This is a genomic window from Bradyrhizobium sp. th-b2, assembly GCF_000426785.1.
In the GTDB taxonomy this organism is placed as follows: Bacteria; Pseudomonadota; Alphaproteobacteria; order Rhizobiales; family Xanthobacteraceae; genus Bradyrhizobium; species Bradyrhizobium septentrionale.
In genome coordinates this window covers 1-5308 of sequence record NZ_AUGA01000167.1, presented here as the reverse complement: position 1 = coordinate 5308, position 5308 = coordinate 1, and the positions used below count along the sequence as shown (strand labels likewise).

Here is a 5308-nt window from a genome sequence, read left to right as displayed (position 1 = left end):
GCGGCGAGCCGGGCTGTCGAGCGCCCTGGTGATGACCCGGTACTGGCCCGGCAAACAGCGCCGGAAAGTCAGGCGCCGAGGCCCAAGCATTGTCACGCAACTCGAATGGTGTGGGCGGATTCGGATTAACCGCTGCCTCAAGACCGGCGTAGGTGTCTGAGCGAACCCCGGCAGAGTGTGCTGCGTCGAAGGTCGGCCACATACTCCAATCAAAGTTGAGCGGCATCTGCGGCGACCAGGTCGAGGTGGACCTGGCAGGTTCCTGCTCTCCAGCTTGGACTATCTCCTGCGCTCGCTTAGGAAAGGTCACCTCGGACGGTGGCCCGACTTCCACCATCCCCCGAAGCAGATCATCATCGTCACCTTCCGCAAGAAGTTTCTTTGGCCAAGTGAAAGCTGGCTCGGGCGCACTGTACTGCGCCGCGGCGTCCGCCTCGCCCCGGGCGCGGACTGTGAGCGGAGCGACTCCGGTCGCCGACCGCGAGTCCCGGAGACGATCTAGTGCCCTAAGGACGCCCCCCTTCGAAATTTTGTCGAACGCCTCGGCATCATCATCAAGCGACTCCTCGTTGATCCGAGCCGCGATTCCGGACTTGTTGTTTGCAAATAGCCACCGGCTGAATCTGCGAAGAGGACGAGCATAGCTTGTCTTGACGCTGATGTCCTCATACCCCGCGTCGATGAGTGCGGCCGCGAGCCCCGAAATCAGCGGCTCATCCTCGGGATGAAAAGAGGGTTTACTCGCTCCGGCCCGAAGATGAGCCAGTGCGGCGTTGATGACTTTGTGACCTCCGGCCTCTTCCTTATAGACCTTGGCATCTTCGTCCAATTCGTTCAACGATGCGTGCTTAAGCTGAGCTGCAATGCCCGGCTTGTTGTTTTCACGCAGGTACTGACTAAAACCGGTAAGAATGCTTCCATAGGTCTTAGCCGTACTTGCAGTGCCCTTAGTCGCCGCTTGAACGTTGTACTCTTTGATGAGGGCCGCGTCCTCGGGATAAGGAAGCCGGTCAGCGCGGTTTGCGATCGGCGCGCCTCCGTCTGCCGATTGGGAGGTCATTGCAAGACCTTGTGGATTGTTTAGGGTCCGCTGCCTCTTCGCTGCTCTGAACTTCGCTGTGTCATGCTCATCGTTGATGAGCACCTCCTTGCGTCGTAGGAGATTGCTCCTGTCAAGTGCAGGCCCTGAAATGAAGGGCGCATCCTCGGAGTGAAAGGGAGGGCGGATGCGTTTACTCGCTCCGGCTCGGAGATGAGCCAGTGCGGCGTTGACGTCTCTGTAACCTCCGGCCTCTTCCTTATAGACCCTGACATCCTTATCCAGCTTATCCTGTGACGTGTCCTCAAGCCGAGCAGCAATGCCCGGCTTGTTGTTTTCACGCAGGTAGTGACTAAAATTGGTAAGAATACTTGCATAACTCGCCGCGGTACTTGAAGTGCCCTTGGTCTCAGCTTTTGCTTTGTACTCCTTGATAAGGGCCGCGTCCTCGGGATAGGGGGTCAGGTCGACGCGGCCGGCGATCGGCACGACTCCGCCCATCAGCTGCGAGGTCATGAGATGACCTACTGCTGTAAGGAGGTTCTTAGTATGATCGCCCCCCTTGAACTCCTCGACATCCTTGGTCAGCGACTCGTCGTAAAGCCGAGTAGCAATCTCTCGCTTGTTGTTTGCAAAGAGCCAGCGACCGAAACTTAGAAGAGTATTTACATTGTTCTTGGCCGTGAGCTCGGCGGCCCCCCCTTTGATGAGCGCGTCCTCAAGCCCCCAAATAAGGGGCGCATCCTGGGAATAAAGAGGGCGCTTGCTGCCACCTACCAAAACGCCAGTCGAATGATCCGGCTGCAGCGCCGACGCGCCTGGCATCGCCCCACCATCGGCCTGCGGCACGCCTGAACTGTCGATCTTGCCCAGCTGCCGCTCACTCGGACCGCTTTGCGGATTGTTTATGGTCCTGCGCTTCTTCGCTATTCTGAACTCCGCTTTGTCATGCTCATCGTTAATGAGCACCTCGTCGCTTCGTAGGAGGTTGCTACTTTCAAATGCACTCATCAGCTCGTCCGGGGACTGCTGGTGGTCGTCGCGCCAGTTCGAGAAACGAAAGGCATCTCCCGGATCCAGGACCTGGTCATCTCGCGCGGTTGACTCGTGAGACACCCGATCGTTATCTTCCGCAGGGAGCACCTCTGGCCAACTTGAAGCTGCCTGCGGCAGATCCTCATCGTTGATTTCCGGAGGCAGCTCCTCTGGCCAACTGAAAGCTTCCCCCGACGCGCTGTGCTGCGCAGCGGCGTCCCCGACGCGCCTTGGCTCCATAAGGACGGCATTTTCAGGATTAGGAACGGGGGGAATATGGCGGAGCTCGATCGCTTTAGCGCCCGCCGGCGATTTTCGGAGATGAGCCAGTGCTGGACCGATCATCCGGTAATCACCGGAGTCCTTCTTATAGCCCTTAACATCTTCATCCAGCGAATCGTTAGACAACCGAGCAGCAATGCCCGGCTTGTCGTTTTTGCGCAGGTACTCACTGAAACTGCTAAGAGCAGTTGCATATTTGTACGCAGTCGTTGCTCCTTTTTTGTGTTCTTTGATGATTGTAGCTTTGTACTCTTTGATGAGAGCCGCGTCCCGGTGATAAGGATTGAACTCAGTGCGGGCTGCGATCGGCACGGCTCCGTCCGTCGACTGCGAGGCCCGGAGATGACCCAGTGCTGTGAGGACGAACCGCTTCTCACTTTTGTCGAACGCCTTGACTTCTTCATCCAGCGACTCGCGGTCAAGACGAGCAGCAATTCCCTCCTTGTTGTTTTTAAGGAGCCAACGTCCCAGTCTGAGAAGAGAATCTATATTGTACTTGGCGGTGCGTTCCTTGAACCCGCGCTTGATGAGTGCCGGCGTCAGCCCCTCGATAAGGGACGCATCTTCGGAATAAAGAGGCTCCTTACTGTGACCTACGAAAGCCCAAGTTGACTGGCCCGCCTGCAGCGCCGAGGCGCCCGGCATCGCCTTGCCGCCTCTGACCAGCGACGCTGGAGCGTATTGCTGCCCGCTCTCCTGCATGATGGGCTGCGCCTGCGGTGCACCGACTTGCACGGTTGTCTCGAGAGGCGACGTGGGGCCGGCCTCGCCCGTCGTTTCCAAAAGCATGTCCTGCTCGTGACGTTCCGCCGGGGGCTTCTCTGGCCGACTGACAGCTCCCTGCGACGCGGTGTGCCGCGCAGCGGCGTCCTCGACTCCGCCTGCTGATGTCCGGAGATGACCGAGGGCTGTCAGAACGAGCCGGTTTCGACTTTTGTCGAACGCCTTGACATCTTCATCCAGCGACTCGTGGTCAAGACGAGCAGCAATTCCCTCCTTGTTGTTTTTAAGGAGCCAACGCCCGAGTCTGAGAAGAGCCCTAACATTATCGGTGATGGAGCGCTCTTTGAACCCGCGCTTGATGAGGGTGGCCTTTAGCCCTTCGATAAGGGACGCATCCGGGGAATAAAGAGGCTCCCCGATGCGGCCTACGAAAGCCCAAGGTGACTGGCCCCCGCCGTCTCCACTATGCGGCGCTGAGGTGCGTTCGTCCCCGCTCGCCGGCATGATGGGCTGCGCCTCCGTCGGCAATGCACCGACTTGCAAGGTTGGATCGAGAGGCGACGAGGGGCCGGCCTCGTTCGGCGCCCCCAAAAGCAAACCCTGCTCGTGGCCTTCCGCAGGAAGCTCCTCTGGCCAACCGGCAGCTCCCTGCGACGCGCTGTGCAGCGGCATCCCTGACGTGTCTCGGCTCCAGCAGGGCCGCTTCTTCGAAATGAGGAACGGCTGGGATATGGCACTCGAATTCTATCGCTCGGGCGCCCACAGGCGACGCTCGGAGATGAGCCAGTGCTGCACCGATGTTCCTGTGACCACCGGCGTCCTTCTTATAGCTCTTGATATCTCCATCCAACGCCCGGTCGAAAAGCCGACCAGCAATGCCCTTCTTGTTGTTTTCACGCAGGTAGTCACTGAAAATTTTAAGAGCAGTTGCGTAGACCCTGGCGGTATCTGTCGCTGCTTCATTTTTGTACTCTTCGATGAGGGCCGCGTCCTGGGGGTGAGGATTCAGCGTAGCGAGGCCTGCGATCGGCACGACTCCGCCCGTCGACTGGGACGTTCGGAGATGATGTATTGCCGTATGGATTCTCTTGTTGGCATCACCCTTTCCTGGGAACTCCCGGACATCATTGGTCAGCGACTCGTCGTCGAGCCTAGCAGCAATGGCCCTCTTTTTGTTTTCAAAGAGCCAGCGTCCGAATCTGAGTAGATGACCTACACTGTCCTTTGCGGTGGTTTCGGCGGCCCCACCCTTGATGATTGCCTTCTCAAGCCCTAAAATGAGGGGCGCATCCTCGGAATAAAGGGGGTGCTTGCTGTGACCTACCAATACCCCAGTCGACTGGCCCGGCTGCAGCGCCGAGGCGCCCGACATCGCCTTGAGGCCTCCACCCTGCGACGCCGGAGCGTATTCGCGCCGGCTTGCACGCATGATGGGCTCCGATGACGATGCACCGAGTGGATGTATGTGAGCCTGCATGAGCACACGGCCCCCTGAATTGTCGATCTCGCTCAGCTCCCGCTCAAACGCCGCCGCGTCTGCCGAGGAGGGCGCCGGTGGGCTCTCTTGCGGGCCGGCGCTGCCCGATTGTTGCTGCAAAGGACTAGTTGAGGTGAAATCCATCCATTCTCACTTTCGAAAATCTAGGCCCATCTGAGCTGAGACTCGGATCTCATGAGCGAGGAAGCCCAAGGCGATCAAGACTGTGGCATGATCTGCCGTCGGACCCAGCAACAGACAACCAACCGCGCCGCCCAAGCAGTCGGACACTCCAATGTTCTTCCCCTGCGATCAGTAGCCGCCTAGAGACACACTGTTTATGTGGGGGAAGCTGTCGAGAACCTGACGAGCCGGCTCCCGTGACGCCGCGTCAGGACATCATCTTGCGCGTGTCTGCGCCCCGCGCGAGCTAGCCCGTCTTATTCGCAAGAGTGCGCCTGAGGGCTGGCGAGCGTGGTGTAAGCGCTGATGCGGCGTAGGATTCGGTTGCGAAGCCAACCCCATCACCTTCAACCGCGAACGCCACGCCCGCCATGACCGATGATACGATTCTGCCCTTCTCGTTTCCAACCGTTCACGCCAAGAAAGTCACTGCGGCCTTCGATGGCGTCGCCTGACCTCGAACGGGGGCGAGATGCTTCTGGCGATGGCCGAGCGGCGTCTCGGCTTGGCCGACAATCTGGCCCGGGTGTTCCCGGATCGGCGCGATCCGACGCGGGTCGTGCACAGCC

General features: G+C 59.2%; 1 protein-coding gene and 2 pseudogenes. 1 reads left to right on the top strand and 2 read right to left on the bottom strand.

What is annotated here, in order from left to right; translation table 11 throughout:
- Both K359_RS58460 and K359_RS0146755 read right to left on the bottom strand, forming a co-directional pair.
- A pseudogene (locus tag K359_RS58460) lies at window positions 1–3145 on the bottom strand (hypothetical protein); the annotation flags it as partial.
- A 397-nt stretch (window positions 3146–3542) separates the two neighbouring features.
- On the bottom strand, window positions 3543–4508 hold the full coding sequence (locus K359_RS0146755; RefSeq protein ID WP_156929109.1) for a hypothetical protein: 966 nt from the start codon (window positions 4506–4508) through the stop codon (window positions 3543–3545).
- 602 nt (window positions 4509–5110) lie between these two features.
- Here K359_RS0146755 and K359_RS60570 point away from each other — a divergent pair.
- Window positions 5111–5308, top strand: a pseudogene (locus K359_RS60570) (transposase); the annotation flags it as partial.

What these genes read in the sequence shown, in the direction of transcription:
- K359_RS0146755 (WP_156929109.1), bottom strand. Translation starts at nt 4,508, where the DNA reads ATGCGTGCAAGCCGGCGCGAATACGCTCCGGCGTCGCAGGGTGGAGGC.